The organism is Pseudomonas sp. RIT-562, assembly GCF_026241895.1.
Lineage (GTDB): Bacteria > Pseudomonadota > Gammaproteobacteria > Pseudomonadales > Pseudomonadaceae > Aquipseudomonas > Aquipseudomonas mandelii_F.
Window position 1 is genome coordinate 172063 of sequence record NZ_JAPJIV010000007.1, and the last position, 17884, is coordinate 189946.

Annotated in this window: 8 protein-coding genes; 1 reads left to right on the plus strand and 7 read right to left on the minus strand. The window is 61.5% G+C overall.

The window, feature by feature from the left end; translation table 11 throughout:
- Positions 1–49: 49 nt before the first annotated feature.
- From ORL50_RS11760 to ORL50_RS11770, 3 genes are read right to left on the minus strand one after another with little or no spacing between them, the layout of a single operon-like run.
- Positions 50–1423, minus strand: a complete 1374-nt coding sequence (locus ORL50_RS11760) for an HlyD family type I secretion periplasmic adaptor subunit (RefSeq protein WP_266014546.1) — start codon at positions 1421–1423, stop codon at positions 50–52.
- Positions 1424–1432: 9 nt separating this feature from the next.
- Positions 1433–3592, minus strand: a complete 2160-nt coding sequence (locus tag ORL50_RS11765) for a type I secretion system permease/ATPase (protein WP_266014549.1) — start codon at positions 3590–3592, stop codon at positions 1433–1435.
- A 52-nt stretch (positions 3593–3644) separates the two neighbouring features.
- A complete protein-coding gene (locus ORL50_RS11770; protein WP_266014552.1) occupies positions 3645–5003 on the minus strand; it encodes a TolC family outer membrane protein in 1359 nt (452 codons plus the stop codon).
- Positions 5004–5607: 604 nt separating this feature from the next.
- Between ORL50_RS11770 and ORL50_RS11775 the strand changes: the two genes are divergently transcribed.
- Positions 5608–13533 carry a retention module-containing protein gene (locus ORL50_RS11775; protein WP_266014555.1) on the plus strand — a complete coding sequence of 2642 codons (7926 nt, stop codon included), beginning with the start codon at positions 5608–5610 and terminating at the stop codon, positions 13531–13533.
- Positions 13534–13631: 98 nt separating this feature from the next.
- Here the strand turns inward: ORL50_RS11775 and lapD are convergent, their stop codons facing one another.
- From lapD to ORL50_RS11795, 4 genes are all read right to left on the minus strand, one after another.
- Entirely contained in the window at positions 13632–15572 is a 1941-nt protein-coding gene (lapD, locus tag ORL50_RS11780) for a cyclic di-GMP receptor LapD (protein WP_266014558.1), read from the minus strand.
- Between the two features lie 32 nt (positions 15573–15604).
- Complete coding sequence (gene lapG / locus ORL50_RS11785; protein ID WP_266014561.1) at positions 15605–16312, minus strand: cysteine protease LapG; 708 nt, start codon at positions 16310–16312, stop codon at positions 15605–15607.
- 82 nt (positions 16313–16394) lie between these two features.
- Entirely contained in the window at positions 16395–16790 is a 396-nt protein-coding gene (locus ORL50_RS11790) for a YbaN family protein (protein WP_266014564.1), read from the minus strand.
- A gap of 10 nt (positions 16791–16800) precedes the next feature.
- A complete protein-coding gene (locus ORL50_RS11795) occupies positions 16801–17388 on the minus strand; it encodes a UPF0149 family protein (protein ID WP_266014567.1) in 588 nt (195 codons plus the stop codon).
- Positions 17389–17884 lie beyond the last annotated feature (496 nt).

The following is a 17884-nucleotide window of genomic DNA, read 5'->3' on the forward strand; positions in this document are numbered from 1 at the left end:
AGCCTGCTCGCGATAGCGGTAGCCCAAGCACCACAAACTCCGGCCAGACCTACCGCTCGCGCATCGCCTCGGTCCGCGCCTTCAACACCGGCTTGAGCAGATAATCCAGCACACTCTTCTCCCCGGTAATGATATCCACCGTCGCCACCATCCCCGGAATGATCAGCAACGGCTTGGCATCTCCGCCCAGGTGGTTCTTGTCGGTGCGCACCTGGATCAGATAAAAGCTGTTGCCCTTGTCGTCGGTAATAGTGTCCGCGCCAATCAACTCCAGTTTCGCCTTCAACCCGCCATAGATCGTGTAGTCGTAGGCGCTGAACTTGACCATCGCCCGTTGCCCCGGATGCAGGAATGCCACGTCTTGCGGGCGGACCTTGGCCTCGATCAGCAGGTTGTCTTCCAGCGGCACGATTTCCACCATGTCGCTGCCGGGCTGGACCACGCCGCCGATGGTGTTGACCTTTAATACCTTGATGATCCCGTGAACCGGTGAGACCACCGTGGTGCGGGTTACGCGGTCATCGATGGCAATGCTCGAAGCGGTTATTTTCGACAGGTCGGTGCGTTTCTCGTTGAGCTCCTTGGCGGCGTCTGAGCGGAACGATTGTTCCGACTCGTCGATCTTGCTCTTGATTTCAGCGATCGCCGATTCCGCCCGGGGAATTGCCAGGGTGGTGGCATTCAGCGAACCGCGGATTTCTACCGCGCTGCGCTTGAGTCGGAGGATCTCCACCGGCGATACCGCCCCGGTACCGACCAGTGGAGCGGACATGTTCATCTCTTGCTGCAGCAATGCCAGGCTGGAACTGAATTGGCCTTGTTTCGAGCGAAATTCCGCCAGTTCCTGGGTTTTTTGCCGAAGTTGCTCGCTCAGGGTGCGTTGTTCACTCGCCAGTCGGCGTTGCCGTTGTTCATACAACGAGCGTTCGTCCTCGGCCACTTGCGGCGCCTTGGCAATCACCTCTTCCGACAACTTGAAAGGCCGGCCTTCCGCCTCGGCGGACAGGCGTTCGACCTGGGCGGTCAAAGCATATCGATCCGCCTCGCTCTCGCCCTTGTTCGACAGGAAACGCGTGTCATCCAGACGCAGCAGGGTGTCGCCCTTGTTCACCATTTGCCCCTCGCGGACAAAAATTTCGGTGACGATGCCGCCCTCGAGGTTTTGAATCACCTGGACCTTGCTCGACGGAATCGCCTTGCCTTCGCCCATGGTGACTTCCTGGAGCACGGCAAATTTGGCCCAGACCACCGCGCTGACGATCAGCCCGGCCGCCAGCCACACGGTGATTCGCGACCAGCGAGGGGAATCCTGCAACGTCGCGCCTGCGGTTTCCGGCATGAACTCGCTCTCGGCGCTTTTGCGAAAACTGCCGAAGTAACCGCGCGGCTTTGAATCAGGCAAGTCGGATGATGATCGGGCCATGGGCAACTCCTAGACCGCCGCAGAGCCGACGCGGCCCTTGCGCAGTGCATCGATGACCGCTTCCTTCGGACCGTCGGCGACGATCCGGCCGTTGTCCAGCACCACCAGCCGGTCCACCAGGCTGAGCATGGAGGTGCGGTGAGTGACCAGTAGCAAGGTCTTGCCCTGGACCCAATCGTGGAGTTTTTGCCGCAGGACGTCCTCGCTGCTGTTGTCCATGGCGCTGGTGGGCTCGTCGAGCAGCATGATCGGTGGGTCGAGCAACAAGGCCCGGGCCAGCAACACGGCCTGGCGCTGGCCACCGGAAAGCAGTTGCCCGCGTTCACCCACCGGGCGATCGAAGCCTTGCGGATGCTGGCGAGCGAGCTCGGTGACGCCGGTGAGTTCGGCCACTTCGAGCATCCGCGAGTCGCTGATATAGCGCGCACCCAGGGTCAAGTTGTCGCGCAGGCTGCCGGCCAGTAGCGGCAGGTCGTGGGCGACGTAGCCGATTTGCTGGCGCAAGTCGGCGACGTCGAGTTGTCGCAGGTCCAGGCCGTCGAGCAGCAACTGGCCTTCTTCCGGGGTGTAAAACCCCATCACCAGGCGGGCGAGGGTACTTTTGCCCGAGCCGCTGCGGCCGATGATGCCGATGCGCTCACCGGGCTTCATGCTGAAACTGACGTTGTGCAGCGCCGGGGTGCTTTGGCCGTTGTAGTGGAAGGTCACGCCGCTGACGTCGAGGGCGCCCTGCAGTTGCGTGCGCTCCAACGGACGTTGCCGGGCGTCGCGCTCCTGGGGCAGGCCCATCAACGCATCGGTACTTTTCATGGTCAGCTGCGCTTGCTGGTAACGCGTGATCAGGCCGGCGATCTGCCCGAGCGGCGCCAGTACCCGGCTGCCGAGCATGTAGGTGGCCACCAGCGCACCGACGCTGAGGTTGCCGGCGATGATGCTGTACACCCCGGCGACGATGGTCGCCATGCCGGAAAATTGCTGGATGAACAGGGTGCCGTTGGTGGCCAGGGCTGACAGGTTGCGTGCGTGGCTGTCGAGGCGGGTCAGGGCGCCGTGGGTGGTTTCCCATTTGTGCTGACGTTCGCTTTCGGCGCTGCAGGCCTTGAGGGTTTCCAGGCCGCCCAGGGTTTCGATCAGCAGGGCCTGGCGTTCCGCACCCAGGGTCAGGCTTTTTTGCACGGTGTCGCGCAGGCGCGCCTGGATGATCATCGCGAAGATGATGGTGATCGGGAAGGCGAGCAGCGGGATCACCACCAGCCAGCCGCCCAGCAGACCGATCACCACTAGCATCAGCACGGCGAAAGGCAGGTCGATCAGGCTGGTAAGGGTCACTGCAGTGAGAAATTCCCGCAGGCCCTGGAAGTCATGAATGCTCTGGGCAAACCCGCCGATGGTGGCCGGCCGCGCTTTCATCGACATGCCGGTGATGCGCTCGAACAAAGTGGCCGAGAGAATCACGTCGGTTTTCTTTCCAGCGGTGTCCAGCAAGTGCGCGCGTACCACCCGCAGCACCAGTTCGAAGCCGGTACCGATGAGCAAGCCGATGGACAGCACCCACAGGGTTGATGTGGCCTGGTTCGGCACGACCCGGTCGTAGGTCTGCATGACGAACAGCGGCACCATAAGGCCCAGCAGGTTGATCAGGAAACTCGCCAGGATGGCATCGCTGTACAGCCATTTCGACAGCTTGAGCGTGTCGCGAAACCACGCTTCAACCCGCGGCACCAAGGGCGAGCGCAGGTCTTCAAGTTCATGGCGTGGCCGGGCGAACAAGGCCTGGCCACTGTAATTTTCAGTCAGCTCTTCACGGCTGACCCATTGTTCGCCGCCGTCGGCTTCACTGGGCAAAATCAGCAACCGGCCATCGTCGCCGAGACGTCGCAGAATCGCCGTGCGGCCATTGCCGAGAATCAGCATGACCGGCAGGTTGAGAGCGGAGATGTCCGCCAATTCGCGGCGCAGGACACGCGCCTGCAAACCGGCCCGGGCTGCTGCGCGGGGCAGCAGGTCCAGGCTCAGGCGTTGTTTGTTCAGGGGCAGCCCGGCACTCAGGCTGGCGCGACTGACCGTCGCGCCGTGGAGTTTGCAGAGGATCAATAGCCCGTCAAGAAGCGGGTCGTCGAAGCCAAGACGCGGATCGACACCAGTGTTGCCGGTTTCCATGCTGGTCAAATTGATCGCTCCAGTTGAACTGCCGCCCCATCAACACAACGCCCTGCGCGGATTACCTCAATTCAGGCAAGCGGGCTTCGTTCTTCACTTCGCTCTGGGCGATCGCATCGGCAGGCAGCACCACGCGTTGTTTGCTCAGCAACAGACCCATGTTCGAGAGGATGCGGTACATCGAGTATTCCTCGGTGTAGCGAACTTCGGTGTAGCGACGGTTGGCGTTGTAGAGTTCGTTTTCACTGTCGAGCACGTCCAGCAAGGTGCGCTGGCCGAGGCCGAATTGATCCTGGTAGGCCGCACGTACGCGTTTGGTGGTTTCGGCGTACTCGCGAGCGGTCGGCGTCTGCTTCTTCGCGTTGAGCATGGCGTTCCAGGCCAGGTGGATATTTTCGTTGAGCTGGCGCAGGGCATTGTTGCGGATGTCCATCGCCTGGTTGATCTGGTGCGCGTTGGACTGCAGGCGAGCCTTGTCGCTGCCGCCGCGGAACAGGTTGTAGTTCATCACCACACCAACCCGCCACTCGTTGTCGTGACCTTCATCGCCTTGCACGTTGTTGTTCGCACCCACTGCCGCTTCAGCGTCGAAGCGTGGGAAGAACGGCGACTTGGCGACTTCGTACTGGCTCTCGGCGGACTGCACGTCAGCCTGGGCGGATTTCAGGTACGGGTTGTTCTCCACCATGCTCTGCTGGGCTTCCTGCAGGGAGGCCGGCACTTCGCCGCGAGTCGAAGGCAGGGTTTCCAGTTCATCCGGCAGGCGACCTACCACGGCGTAGAAGTTCGATTCGGCATCGGCCAGGTCGACTTCGGCGGTGTCCAGGTTGTTTTGCGCCAGTGCACGACGAGCGGTGGACTGGTCGGCGTCGGCGGTGCTGCCGATCCCGCGCTCGGTGCGCAGGCCGATCTGGTCGTTGACGCGCAGGTGAGCTTGCAGGTTGTTCTTGGCCAGGGTCACCAGTTCGCGGCGCTTGAGCACTTCGAGGTAGACCTCGATGGTGCGCAGGGCCAGGTCCTGTGCGGTGCCTTGGGCGTAATAGGCCCGGGAATTGACCACGCCTTTGGTGCGTTCCACTTCGTTGGCGGTGTTGAAGCCGTCAAACAGCATCTGCCGCAGGCGCAGCTCCGACTGGGTGTAAGTCAGGATCTCCGTGTGGTGATTGCCCTGGGCGCGGGTGCTGGTGTTATCGCTGTAGCCGCGACCGTAAGCAGCGTTCAGATCGACAGATGGATAGAAGCCCCCTTTGGCGATTTTGACTTCTTCGTCCGCGGACAGCCGCGCGTCCACGCGTGAGGCAAGTTCCGGGTGAGTTGCAATGGTGCTTTGGATTGCCTCGGTCAAGGACATAGCCTGGGCCTGAGACGTGCAGGCCATGGCCAGCAAAATCGCGCTGCAGAGGGGGGTTAAAACGCGCATGGGTACATCTCCCTGATTCCTAATGATGCTTATCAGTCGCCAAATATTTGACGGCATTTATAGTGAAAACCGTTTCAAGCTTGTAACAACAGAGCTAAGAACATTCTAGAGCAAAGCTAAGAAATTTTTCTCATAACTCTTATGCCAAAAAAAACTTATGCGCTCTGAAAAATCCAGCACATTGTTCACTCGTGGAACCCTTGTATTACGAGCTCTAGGGAGCTTGCAAGGGCAAATCGAAAGTTCCATCCATTTATCTACAAAGGACGATGAAGTGCTGGAGGGGAAGGAGGCGGGGCAGTTTGGGGGTGACGTTTTTTTGTCACTTTGCTGGTTCAGGACTGTTACGCATCGCTGTCAGGTGATCATTTTTGCCGATTAGTAGCCCAAAGCCATTGAATGCATTGGGTTTATTTAAATCGGGCGCGTATCACCGGCAAGCGACAGGCTTGGCGAGAATGTCGCCAGGGCCATGATTTACCCGGGAATAACCCGGAAAAAATCCTGGCCTGGTAGTCGATCCGCCTGGTTTCTGGCTTTACCCGTGAGCACGCTCTTCGCAAAAACAGGTTGCCGGCAACGGTTGGCAGCGGAGGAAATGCACATGGCTACGCTCATCGGTATCGTCACTAAAGTCATTGGTCAGGTAGTTGCTGTAGCGGGTGATGGCACCCGACGCGCGCTGGTCGAGGGCGATCGGCTGTTTGCCGGCGATCAATTGGTCACCGGGGCCGAAGGGGCGGTGGCGGTGAAGCTGCAGAACGGCCAGGAGTTGACCCTTGGGCGAGACAGCAGCCTGCAAATGACCTCCCAGCTGCTCGCGCATCAGGTGCCCCATGTGCAGACACCGGAAGCCGTGGCGCCGAGTGAAGCGCAGCTGACCGACGTCGAACGCCTGCAAAGAGCCATCGCCGCGGGTGAAGACCCGACCCAAACCGGTGAAGCCACTGCGGCCGGCCCGACCGGTGGCAATCCATCAGGCGGGTTGGGTGGTGGTCACAGTTTTGTCCTGCTGGAGGAAGTGGGTGGCCGGGTCGACCCGAACATTGGTTTCCCGACGGCAGGCTTCAACGGTATTCCTGAATTCCCGCTGGAGCGGATTTTCAACGATCCCAACGATAACCTTGATGACGGCATCGACGACGTCATACCGCCGGTCGTGGTTCCGCCCGTGGTCAACAACCCCGTCACGCTCGGCGGCCTCAACACCACCGGCGGCGAGCTAACGCTCAACGAAGCCAACCTTCCGGAGGGCACGGCCAGCAATCCGTCGGCGCTGACCCAGAACGGCACCTTCACCGTGACCGCGCCCGATGGCCTGCTGAACCTCAATGTTGGCGGCATCAACGTAATGAGCGGTGGCGTGGCGTCAGGCTTGCCGCAGTCGATCACCACGCAGCTGGGTAACACCCTGACCATCACCGGCTACAACCCGGCCACTGGCGTGGTGAGTTACGGCTACACCCTCAATGGCAACGACACCCATTCGGCGGGCGAGGGGGCGAACTCGCTCAGCGAACAGTTCACCGTGGTGGCGGGTGACACCAATGGCGACACTGCTACGGGTTCCCTGGACATCAACATCACCGACGATGCGCCAAAAGCGATCGACGACAGCAACGCCAATACGGCCTCGGAAACCCTGGTGACCCTGACCGGCAGTGTGCTGCCCAACGATATCCAGGGGGCTGACCGCATTCCCACCGGACCCAATAGCGGACCGGTCATTGGCGGTACCTTCACCGGCACCTACGGCACCCTGGTGCTCAATCCGAACGGCACCTACACCTACACGCTGAACCCCAACGACGCGGATTTCAAAGCCTTGCATGGCGGTGGCAGCGGCACGGAAAGCTTCGTCTACACCCTGACCGATTCGGATGGCGATACCAGCACTGCTACCCTGGTGCTGAACATTCACAACAACGATGATCCGATCGATATCGGTGGGCTCGGCGTCTTCGGTGGCGAGGTGACCGTCTACGAGAAAAACCTCGGTGACGGCAGCGCGCCGGACTCTGCGGCACTGACCCAGAGCGGCACGCTGACCATCACCGCACTCGACGGCGTGCAGAGCCTGAGCATTGGCGGGATCAACGTGGTCAGCGGTGGCGTGAGCGCCGGCTTCCCGCAATCGATCACCACCCCGCTAGGCAGTACGCTGACCATCACCGGTTACGACAGTACAACCGGCGTGGTCAGCTACAGCTACACCCTGGGCGATAACGAAGCCCATGCGAATGCCAATGGCGTGAATAATCTGACCGAGCAGTTTGCGGTCACCGTGGTCGACGACAACGGCACCACGGCCAACGCCAGTCTCGACGTCAACATCGTCGATGATGTGCCCAAAGCCGTGGATGACAGCAACGCCAACACCGCCTCGGAAACCCTGCTGACCCTTAACGGCAATGTGCTGAGCAACGACGTGCAAGGCGCTGACCGGGTCGTGACCGGGGAGAACGCCGGCCCGATCACGCCCGGCACCTTCAACGGGGTCTATGGCACGCTGGTGCTGAATGCCAACGGCACTTACACCTATACGCTGAACACCACCGATGCCGACTTCAAGGCCCTGCACGGCGGAGGCAATGGCACCGAAACCTTCAGCTACACCATCACCGATGCCGATGGTGATACCAGTACCGCGAACCTGGTGCTGCAGATCCATAACAACGACGATCCAGTAACCATCGATGGCCTGAACGTCAACGGCGGCGAACTGACGGTCTACGAGAAAAACCTCGGCGATGGCAGTGCGGCGGATTCCACTGCATTGACCCAGACCGGCACCTTCACCATCACCGCGCTTGATGGCGTGCAGTCCCTCAGCGTTGGCGGCATCAACGTGGTGGTGGGCGGCGTGAGCGCCGGCTTCCCGCAGTCTGTGGTCACTCCGCTGGGCAGCACCCTGACCATCACCGGCTTTGACAGCGCCACCGGCGTGGTCAGCTACAGCTACACCCTGGTCGATAACGAAACCCACGCGAATGCCAACGGCGCGAATAATCTGTCCGAGCAATTTGCAGTCACCGTGGTTGATGACAACGGCACCACGGCCAATGCCAGCCTCGACGTCAACATCGTCGATGACCTGCCCAGCGCCGTGAACGACAGCAACGCCGGCACCGCCTCGGAATCCCAGCTAACCCTTAGCGGCAATGTGCTGACCAACGATGTGCAGGGTGCTGACCGGGTCCCGACCGGGCCAAGTGCCGGGCCGATCACTGCCGGCACATTCGTGGGCACCTACGGCACCCTGGTGCTGAATGCCAACGGCACCTACACCTACACGCTGGACACCAATGACGCGGACTTCAAGGCCCTGGAAGGTCGCGGCAACGGCACGGAAACCTTCGCCTACACCATCACCGATGCCGACGGTGATACCAGTACCGCCAACCTGGTGCTGCAGATCCACAACAACGATGATCCGGTGATCATCGGCGGCCTGGACGTCAACGGCGGCGAACTCACGGTTCACGAGAAGAACCTAGACTGGGGCACCAACCCCGATCAGCCGGCGCTGACCCAGTCCGGCACCTTCACCGTCACATCGCTCGACGGCCTCAATTCCCTGGTGGTGGGTGGCTTCGCGGTGGTCGCCAACGGCGCGGTAGTCGGCCTGCCGCACACCGTGGTCACTCCGCTGGGGAACTTCCTCACCATCAATGGCTTCGATGCCGCCACTGGCGTGCTCAGCTACAGCTACACCCTGGTGGGCAGCGAGACTCATCCGACGGCCGATGGCGCCAACGCCATCGTCGAGAACTTCGACGTGGTGGCGCACGACGTCGACGGCAGCACTGCGTCGGCGCAGATCAACGTCAACATCATCGATGACCTGCCCAGCGCCAATCCGGACTTCAAGCATGTGCAAGAGGGCGGGACAGTCGGCACCAACGTGCTGGTCAATGACATCGGCGGCTCCGACGGTCCGGCCGCTACCGGTGCAGTGGTGGGCGTGCGCGCCGGCAGCGACGCTTCGACCTCGGCCAGCGGCGGCCTCAACACCAACATCAATGGTGCCTACGGTTACCTGACGCTGGATGCCAACGGCAACGCGACTTATCACAGCAACCCGAACACCGTCAGCGGCCCCGGCGCGATTGACGTGTTCACTTACACCGTGCGCGATGTCGATGGCGATGAAAGCACCACCACTATCACCATCGACGTCTACAACAGCTGCATCAAGGCTGTGTCCGACAGCGACGTGACGGTCTACGAAAAAGCCCTGGACCTGAGCAAAGATGGCCAGGACCTGGCGGCGGGCACCGTCGCAGGCAGCGATCCGGGCAATACCGGTGAAACCGCTTCCGGCACGCTGGTGGGCTCGGTCACCGGCGCGGTGGGGGCGATCACCTATGCCCTGGTCGGCAGCGCCACCGGCAACCATGGACAGATTCAACTGAATGCCGACGGCACCTACACCTACACCCTGACTTCGCCGGCGAGCACTACCCCGCAGGCCAACGATGGCGCGAACACCCTGAGCGAAACCTTCACCTACCAGGCGACCGATTCCCTGGGGAACATCACCACCAGCACCATCGTGGTGAACATCGTCGACGACGTGCCGCAGGCGGTGAATGACAGCAATGCCAACACTGCATCGGAAACTCGCCTGACCCTGGATGGCAATGTCCTGACCAACGACGTGCAAGGCGCAGACGTTGTCGCGACTGGCCCGAACGCCGGCCCCGTCACGCCGGGTACGTTCACCGGCCTCTACGGCACCCTGGTGCTCAATGCCAACGGCACCTACACCTACACGCTGGACACCAATGACGCAGACTTCAAGGCCCTGGAAGGTCGCGGCAACGGCACGGAAACCTTCGCCTACACCATCACCGATGCCGACGGCGATACCAGTACCGCGAACCTGGTACTGCAGATCCACAACAACGATGATCCGGTGATCATCGGCGGCCTGGACGTCAACGGCGGCGAACTCACGGTCCACGAGAAGAACCTCGACTGGGGCACGAGTCCCGACCAGCCGGCGCTGACCCAATCCGGTACCTTCACCGTCACATCGCTCGACGGCCTGAATTCCCTGGTGGTGGGTGGCTTCGCGGTGGTCGCCAATGGCGCGGTAGTCGGCCTGCCGCACACCGTGGTCACTCCGCTGGGTAACTTCCTCACCATCAATGGCTTCGATGCCGCCACTGGCGTGCTCAGCTACAGCTACACCCTGGTGGGCAGCGAGACTCATCCGACGGCCGATGGCGCCAACGCTATCGTCGAGAACTTCGACGTGGTGGCGCACGACGTCGACGGCAGCACTGCGTCGGCGCAGATCAACGTCAACATTATCGATGACCTGCCCAGCGCCAATCCGGACTTCAAGCATGTGCAAGAGGGCGGGACAGTCGGCACCAACGTGCTGGTCAATGACATCGGCGGTTCGGACGGCCCGGCCGCTACCGGAGCAGTGGTGGGCGTGCGCGCCGGCAGCGATACTTCGACCTCGGCCAGCGGCGGTCTCAACACCAACATCAATGGTGCCTACGGTTACCTGACGCTGGATGCCAACGGCAACGCGACTTATCACAGCCGGCCAGACTCGGTAGGCGTGCCGGGCGCGACTGACGTGTTCACTTACACCGTGCGCGATGCCGATGGCGATGAAAGCACCACCACCCTCACCATCGATGTGTCCAACAGCTGCATCAAGGCGGTGTCCGACAGCGACGTCACGGTCTACGAAAAAGCCCTGGACCTGAGCAAGGACGGCCTCGACCTGGCAGCGGGCACCGTGGTCGGCAGCGATCCGGGCAACACGGGCGAAACTTCCACGGGGACACTGGTCGGGTCGGTCACCGGGGCGACCGGTGCAATCACTTACACCTTGGTCAGCAGTGGTACCGGCGCCTATGGGCAACTGCTCCTCAACCCCAACGGCACCTACACCTACACGTTGACCTCGGCACCGAAAACCGCGCCGAACGCCAACGACGGCCCCAACAGCCTGAGCGAAAGCTTCACCTATAAGGCGACCGATGCCCTGGGTAACACCACCACCAGCACCATCGTGGTGAACATCGTCGACGACGTGCCCAAGGCCGTGGCGTCCGAGCGCTCGGTGGCGGCGGTGGAAATCGATTCCAACCTGCTGCTGGTAATCGACGTGTCCGGCAGTATGGCTGATGCCTCCGGCGTGCCGGGCCTGTCGCGCCTGGCGTTGGCCAAGCAGGCGATCAGTGCCTTGCTCGACAAGTACGACGACCTCGGCGACGTGAAGGTGCAGATCGTTACCTTCAGCAGCAACGCCACCGACAAGACCGCGATCTGGGTCGATGTGGCCACCGCCAAGTCGATCATTTCCGGCCTGACGGCGGGCGGCGGTACCAACTACGACGCCGCCGTGGCGACCATGAAAACCGCGTTCAATACCGCCGGCAAACTGACCGGTGCGCAGAACGTCGGCTACTTCTTCTCGGACGGTAAACCCAACGAAGGCGACATCAACGCGGCCGACGAAGCCTCGCTCAAAGCCTTCCTCGACGCCAACAACATCAAGAACTACGCAATCGGCCTGGGCAACGGCGTCAGCAATGCCTACCTCGATCCGGTGGCCTATGACGGCAGCACCCACACCAATACCAATGCGGTGGTGGTGACCGATCTCAACCAGCTCAACTCGGTACTCTCGGGCACCGTGCAGGGCGCACCAGTCACGGGCACCTTGCTGGAGGGCGGAAACTTTGGTGCCGATGGCGGTTTCATCAAGACCATCGTGGTCGATGGCACCACCTATACCTATGACCCCAAGGCACTGGGCAACCAGGGTTCACTGATTGCCAGCGGCGGCGCCAACCACGGCACATTCAACACGGCGAACAACTCCCTGAGCATCGCCACCAATAACGGCGGCACGCTGGTCATCAATCTTGATACCGGTGAATACAACTACACCTCGCAGAAAGCCACGAACGTGGTGATCACCGAGAACATCGGCTTCACCGTCAGCGACAACGACGGCGACCTGGCGAGCTCGACCCTGGTGGTCAAGGTCGTGCCGAACGCCGCGCCGGTGGCTGTCGACGATCACATCATCACTAACGTGTTGTCGGGCAGCGTCGTGGTACCGGGCGAGTTGCTGCTGGCCAACGACACTGATCCCGAGGGCGACACACTCACCGCCACACCCACGACCTTCAACACCGGATGGGTGGCCAAGGGCGCGGACTTCGTCGGCAGCGGCGCGATCAACTTCAAGGGCACCACCAACACTGCGGCCAACCAGAACCTGGCGGATGTGCGCGGGTCCTTCGCCGCCAACACCGCAGCGATGACCGCAGTGCTGGTCATCACCGGTTACCTGGGCTCCGTGACCAACGCCAATGCCAATGATGAAGACCTCATCACCGTCAAACTCAAAGAAGGTGAGACCCTTAATCTGGATCACAACCTGGCGGGCGGTCGCATCGCCATGGAGTACTCGCTCAATGGCGGTGCGTTCGTGTCCATTGCCGATGGCGCGACCATCACCGCAGATGCCGATGGCACCTATCAGATCCATGTCACCAACCTCAGCAATTCCGGGGGCGGCGTCAGCGCCAACAATGCCGAAAACTACCAGCTGACCATGACGGTCAACTACGCCGGCGCCCATGACATCACCCCGGACTTCAATGGCGCCTACAGCGCCAATGACACCCATGGTGGCAGCGACGGCGCGAATGTGACCATCAGCTATCAGGACGGCCATACGCTCACCGGCACGGCGGGCGACGACGTACTGGTGGCCGGCACGGGCAACAACATACTCAATGCCGGCGATGGCAATGACGTGCTGACGGCGGGCACCGGTAACAACGAACTGCACGGCGATGCCGGCAATGACCTGCTGTTCAGCGGGGTGGGCAACGACCTGCTGGACGGCGGCACCGGCATCGATACCGTCAGCTACGCCCATGCCACCAGCGGTGTCACGGTCGACCTCAGCCTGCTCACCGCGCAAAACACCGGAGGCGCTGGCACTGACACCCTTACCGGGCTCGAGAACCTCACCGGCTCCAACTTCAATGACAGCCTGACGGGCAACAACAACAGCAACGTCATCACCGGCGGCTTGGGCAACGACGTCCTCAACGGCGGAGGCGGCGATGACTTCCTGATCGGCGGCCTGGGCAACAACACCCTCACGGGCGGTGCCGGCGCGGATACCTTCCAGTGGCTCAAAGGCAATTCCGGGCATGACCTGGTCACCGACTTCACCCCGGGTACCGACAAGCTCGACCTGTCGCAACTGCTGCAAGGTGAAAACGGCACGGCAGCCTCGCTGGATGATTACCTGCACTTCAAGGTCATCGGCAGCGGCGCTTCGGTACTCACCAGCATCGACGTCAGCGCCATGGCCGGCGCCACGCCGAACCAGACCATCGACCTGGCCGGCGTCAACCTCGCCAGTCATTACGGCGTCACGCCGGGGGCAGGTGGTGTGGTGGCCGGTGGGCATGACACGGCGACCATCATCAACGGAATGTTGAACGACCACTCGTTGAAGGTTGATACGGTTTGATCTGAGGGTTGAAGGAACGAAAACCGCCATTCCCTGGAAGGGGATGGCGGTCTATCAACCGACGGAAATTTTGAATATTGCACTGTGGGAGCAAGGCTTCACATTGGCTCAGGCGGCCCGATCAGCCTGCCCATCACCCCATACACCCCCAACTCCCTGATCGTCTCGAACTCTCCCTGCGTCTCCACCATCTCCGCAATCAACGGCAAATCGATACTGTTGGTCGCACGGAATATCGCATCGATAAACAGGCGCTTGTCACTTTGCTGATCAATGCCGCGGATATACGCCCCATCAATCTTCAAGTAAGCCAACCCCAGCTGAGTCAGGTTGCCGATCTGGCTGAAGCTGCCGCCAAAATGCTGCAGCCCGATGCGATAACCGGTGTCGAGTAGGCTATGACACAAGCGCTGCAACTCCAGCGGCGGCGGCAACTGGCGTTCGTCGATCTCCAGGGTCAGCAGCGGCGCGAGATCGGGTAGCGATTCGAGCATGTCGAGGACCTTCCCCAACTGCAGCGGATCGCGCAGGGTACTGCCGGACAAGCTTAAGGCCAGCGGCCAGCGGTTGACGATCAGGTAGTCCAGGGTCGCTTCGAGCATCGCCAGGTCCATGCGCGCCGACCAGCCGAAACGCTCGATCCAGGGCAGGAAGTGTCCGGCGGCAATCGCCTCGCCTTGCGGGTCGAGCAGGCGTGCCAGAACTTTGTGATGCAGCACCTGGCTGGTGTCGGCGCATTGCACCACCGGCTGGAAATACAGCTGCATATTGCCCTCGGTCAGGGCTGCATCGATCCAGGTGCGCCAGTCGTGGTGGGACTGGTTTGGGAGGTCGTCACCACCGTCCTGGTACATCCACGGCCGCTCGGGGTGTTGCCGGGCCTGGATCAGGGCTTGATCGACGCGCAGCAACACCGCACTGGCGGATTCCCCCGGGTGGTACCGGACGATGCCCAGGTGCGCCACCGGCATACTGTCACTGGCACCGGTCAGGCGCAGGTTTTCCAGGGTGGCACTGAGCTCCGCGGCCAGGCGGACCGCGTCTTCCTGGCCCAATCCAGGCGTCAGCAAGCTGAACTCGCCACCGCGGTTGCGCGCTGCCAGCCAGGTACGACGCTCGGGCAGAGCACTCAAGCGCTTGAGCAACTGCGCGACTACTCCGATCAACGCATCGGTGCGTTGTCCGCCCATGCGTTGGTTGAGGCCGGCCAGGTCGTTGATTCGCAGCATCAGCAGATGACCGTCACTGCTCTGCTCGGCGAGCAGCAGGTGATCGGCCAGTTGCTCATCCAGCAACCGGCGGTTGGCCAAGCCGGTGAGGCTGTCCTGATAGGATTCGGCGCGCAGTATTTCGCTGCGGGCGGCTTCTTCGGCGAATAGCGCCTTGAGCTTTTCGACCATCTGGTTCATCGCCAGCACCACGCGTTTCAATTCCGGGGTGCGAGGCAATTTCGGCAAGCTGCGAAATTCGCGTTTGCTGATGGCTTCAGCCTGCTTGACCATTTTGTCCAGCGGGCGCAATTGCCGGCGCAGCAACCAGCCGCCAAACACTGCGCTGAGCAGGCCGCAGATGAGCAGCCAGATCAGGCTGCCAAGGGTGCTGTCCCACAGTTTGGCGAGGGCAAATCGCGGGTTGCTCAGCACTTCGACCCGGGCGAATTGCTCCCAACCGCGCATGATCAACGCCTCGCCACCCTGGGGCCGCAGATCGACCAGGCTGACGAACCAGTGCGGCACTCGTTCGCCATGGACCGTGGCGCTGCGCTCCACCAGCACCTGCTCATCGGCGATCGCAACCACACGAATGCTGGTGAAGTAGCCACTGTCGAAAATCGAGCTGACCATCAACTCGATCATGGCCGGATCGTCGACTTGCGCAGTCAATGACAATCCCAGTGCCGTCGCTGCGTCCTGGGCGTGCGAGCGCAACTGGCCGAGCATCTGGTCGCGGGAGCTTTCCAGGCTGACAAAAAAGCTGCCGCTGAACGCCACCAGCAGGAACAGGCAAATGGCGAGAAACAATTGTTTGCGCAGTGACATAAAACGCTCCTTGCGAGACCTTGCGAGGGAGACTAGCCGTCGCCCACGGCGAAACCTTCGACCTGCATTTTTTTCAACACATCCTGCCAGCGCGAGAGTTTTTTCGAGTCGCTGGACCGCTTGCCGCCGTTGGCGCCCGGCAGGTACAGGCCTTCGGCATTGAAGGCATACACCGGCAGCAGGTCCTTGCGCCGTGAAGCGGGGGAAATCTCGGCCACCAGGTTGTCCAGCACCAGCGGATCGGCCGTTGGGCTGCTGTAGAAAGTCAGCACCATGTGCGCCTGATTCTGGGTCAGGGCCTTGACGTAGGTGATGCGCAGTTTGTCGCTGGGAACGCCGAGATGGCGCAGGCTGAAATACTTGGCCAGGGCGTAGTCTTCGCAATCCCCCGCGCCCTTGACCAGGGATTCCACGGGTGTGGCCCAGTAATCGATCTGGCGCCAGATGCGCGTATCGTCCTGAAAGGTCAGTTGCTGGTTGAAGAAGCGGTTGACCGCATTGAGCTGCTCGCGCTCTGGCTGATCCTGTTGACCCTGCAGCAATTGGCTCCAGGCCTCTATCCGCCTTTGTGCCGGGCCGAGCGCGCCGTAGCGAGCCTGGGCGTTTTGCAGGATCTGCGCATAATCCCAGTTGGCAAACACCGAACCCAGGCCAGGCACCAGCAAACTGGCCAGCAGCAGCCATCCGCCGAACCGAAGTCGGAGCGTTGACCATCCTGGACTACGCCGGCGACGAGGCATGTCGGGCTGCTCGGGGTGCAGATGGATGGAGTCTAGGCGGAGTTTGCAGTGGGGGTGCGCATATCGTCGGCTGACTCGGCGATCAGCGTTTGCGCAGGGTTTTCTGCCTGAGGATGTAAACGCTCACCAGCACCGCGCTGGTCAACATGAACGCGCGTGCCCATGGCATCGGCACCAGGTAGCAGGAGAACAGAATGCTCACCCACATCAGCCCGATGGCGTAGACCTTGCCCTTGAGCGGAATGCCGTTGCCGTCGAGATAATCGCGGATCCACGGCCCGAGGCGCGGATGCTCCACCAGCCAATGGTAAAAGCGCGGTGAACTGCGGGCAAAACAGGCGGCCGCCAACAGCAGGAAAGGGGTCGTGGGCAGTACTGGCAGGAAGATCCCGATCACTCCCAACGCTACGCTGAGCCAACCAATGGCCAGCAGCACGTAGCGCAACATCGGGGAGCGGTTGCCTATGGGATTGTCCATAGGCGGGACCTTAGTGATGACGAGGCTTGAGAATGGCCGGCTTTTCGTCAGGCGCGTTGCACAGTAGGTACAGCGCGGTCAGGGCCTCCGGAATTTGCACGATCATGTCGTCCATCAGGTTGGCATCGGCGGCGATGTCGGAGAACTCCGGTTGCTCGTCGAACAGGCCCGAACCGACCATGATCGGCAGCAGCATTTCGCTGACTTCGTCTTCAGCGGTCTCGAACCAGGCTGCTTCACGCAGGAACACGCCTTCCATGAAGCCGATGCACCAGCCGCGCAGGTCGGAATCGTCCGGGTCATCGCCAAGGTCGAGTTCGCACGGCAGCTCGAATTCTTCATCGGAAGCCAGTTGGCGAGCGATGTGGGCCTTGAGTGCGAGCAGGGTGGATTCGATGGCTTCACGCTCGGTGTCGTCGGCGTAATGCGGTTCTTCGGCGAACAGTGCGTCGATCCATTCACGGTCCGGAACGGTTTCGGAGCAGATCGACAGGGCCGTGAGGTAGCCGTGGGCGGCCACGTAGTCCAGCGCCTCGTCATGCAGTTCATCGGCGTCGAGGAAGACTTGCAGGCGGGTTAGTTGCTCAGCGAAGGACATTAAAGGGCTACCTTGGGAATTAAACATATGCGGGAATTCTAGGCCTTCTTGAGCAGTCAGGCCAGCCGCGCCTCATATTTGGCCCTTGGGGCCTTGCGAAACGGCACATTCCTTGTGGGGTGGTCTTTGATCTGGTCACGGGTACATATCCGTTTCTGCGGTCACGGCTACTTATGGTTCCGCCCTTACGGCGGGTTACTTTGAAAAGCGCAAAGTAACCAAACGCTTCTTGCCCCACCACTTGGCACCTCGCTTAGGCTCGGTGTGCCCTCGCTCCGGCATTGCTTCGCGGGTCGCTGCGATGGGCCATCCCTGGCCCAGCGCAGCTAAACCGGCATCCTTGCCGGTTTACCCGCTGCGCAATACCTGCGTTCGGCCAGCGTGGTTAATGGGGCGTCCGTGATTAAGAGCCGGGCCGTGGCGGCCTTCGGGCCGACCAAGGCATCAAGCCGGCTCGCTGCGCTCGTTTGCGTGTACATCCCCTCAATTTTGAAAT

Coding starts and splice junctions, on each gene's coding strand:
- ORL50_RS11760 (WP_266014546.1), bottom strand. CDS start 1,423: ATGGCCCGATCATCATCCGACTTGCCTGATTCAAAGCCGCGCGGTTAC.
- ORL50_RS11770 (WP_266014552.1), bottom strand. CDS start 5,003: ATGCGCGTTTTAACCCCCCTCTGCAGCGCGATTTTGCTGGCCATGGCC.
- ORL50_RS11775 (WP_266014555.1), top strand. CDS start 5,608: ATGGCTACGCTCATCGGTATCGTCACTAAAGTCATTGGTCAGGTAGTT.
- lapD (WP_266014558.1), bottom strand. CDS start 15,572: ATGTCACTGCGCAAACAATTGTTTCTCGCCATTTGCCTGTTCCTGCTG.
- lapG (WP_266014561.1), bottom strand. CDS start 16,312: ATGCCTCGTCGCCGGCGTAGTCCAGGATGGTCAACGCTCCGACTTCGG.
- ORL50_RS11790 (WP_266014564.1), bottom strand. CDS start 16,790: ATGGACAATCCCATAGGCAACCGCTCCCCGATGTTGCGCTACGTGCTG.
- ORL50_RS11795 (WP_266014567.1), bottom strand. CDS start 17,388: ATGTCCTTCGCTGAGCAACTAACCCGCCTGCAAGTCTTCCTCGACGCC.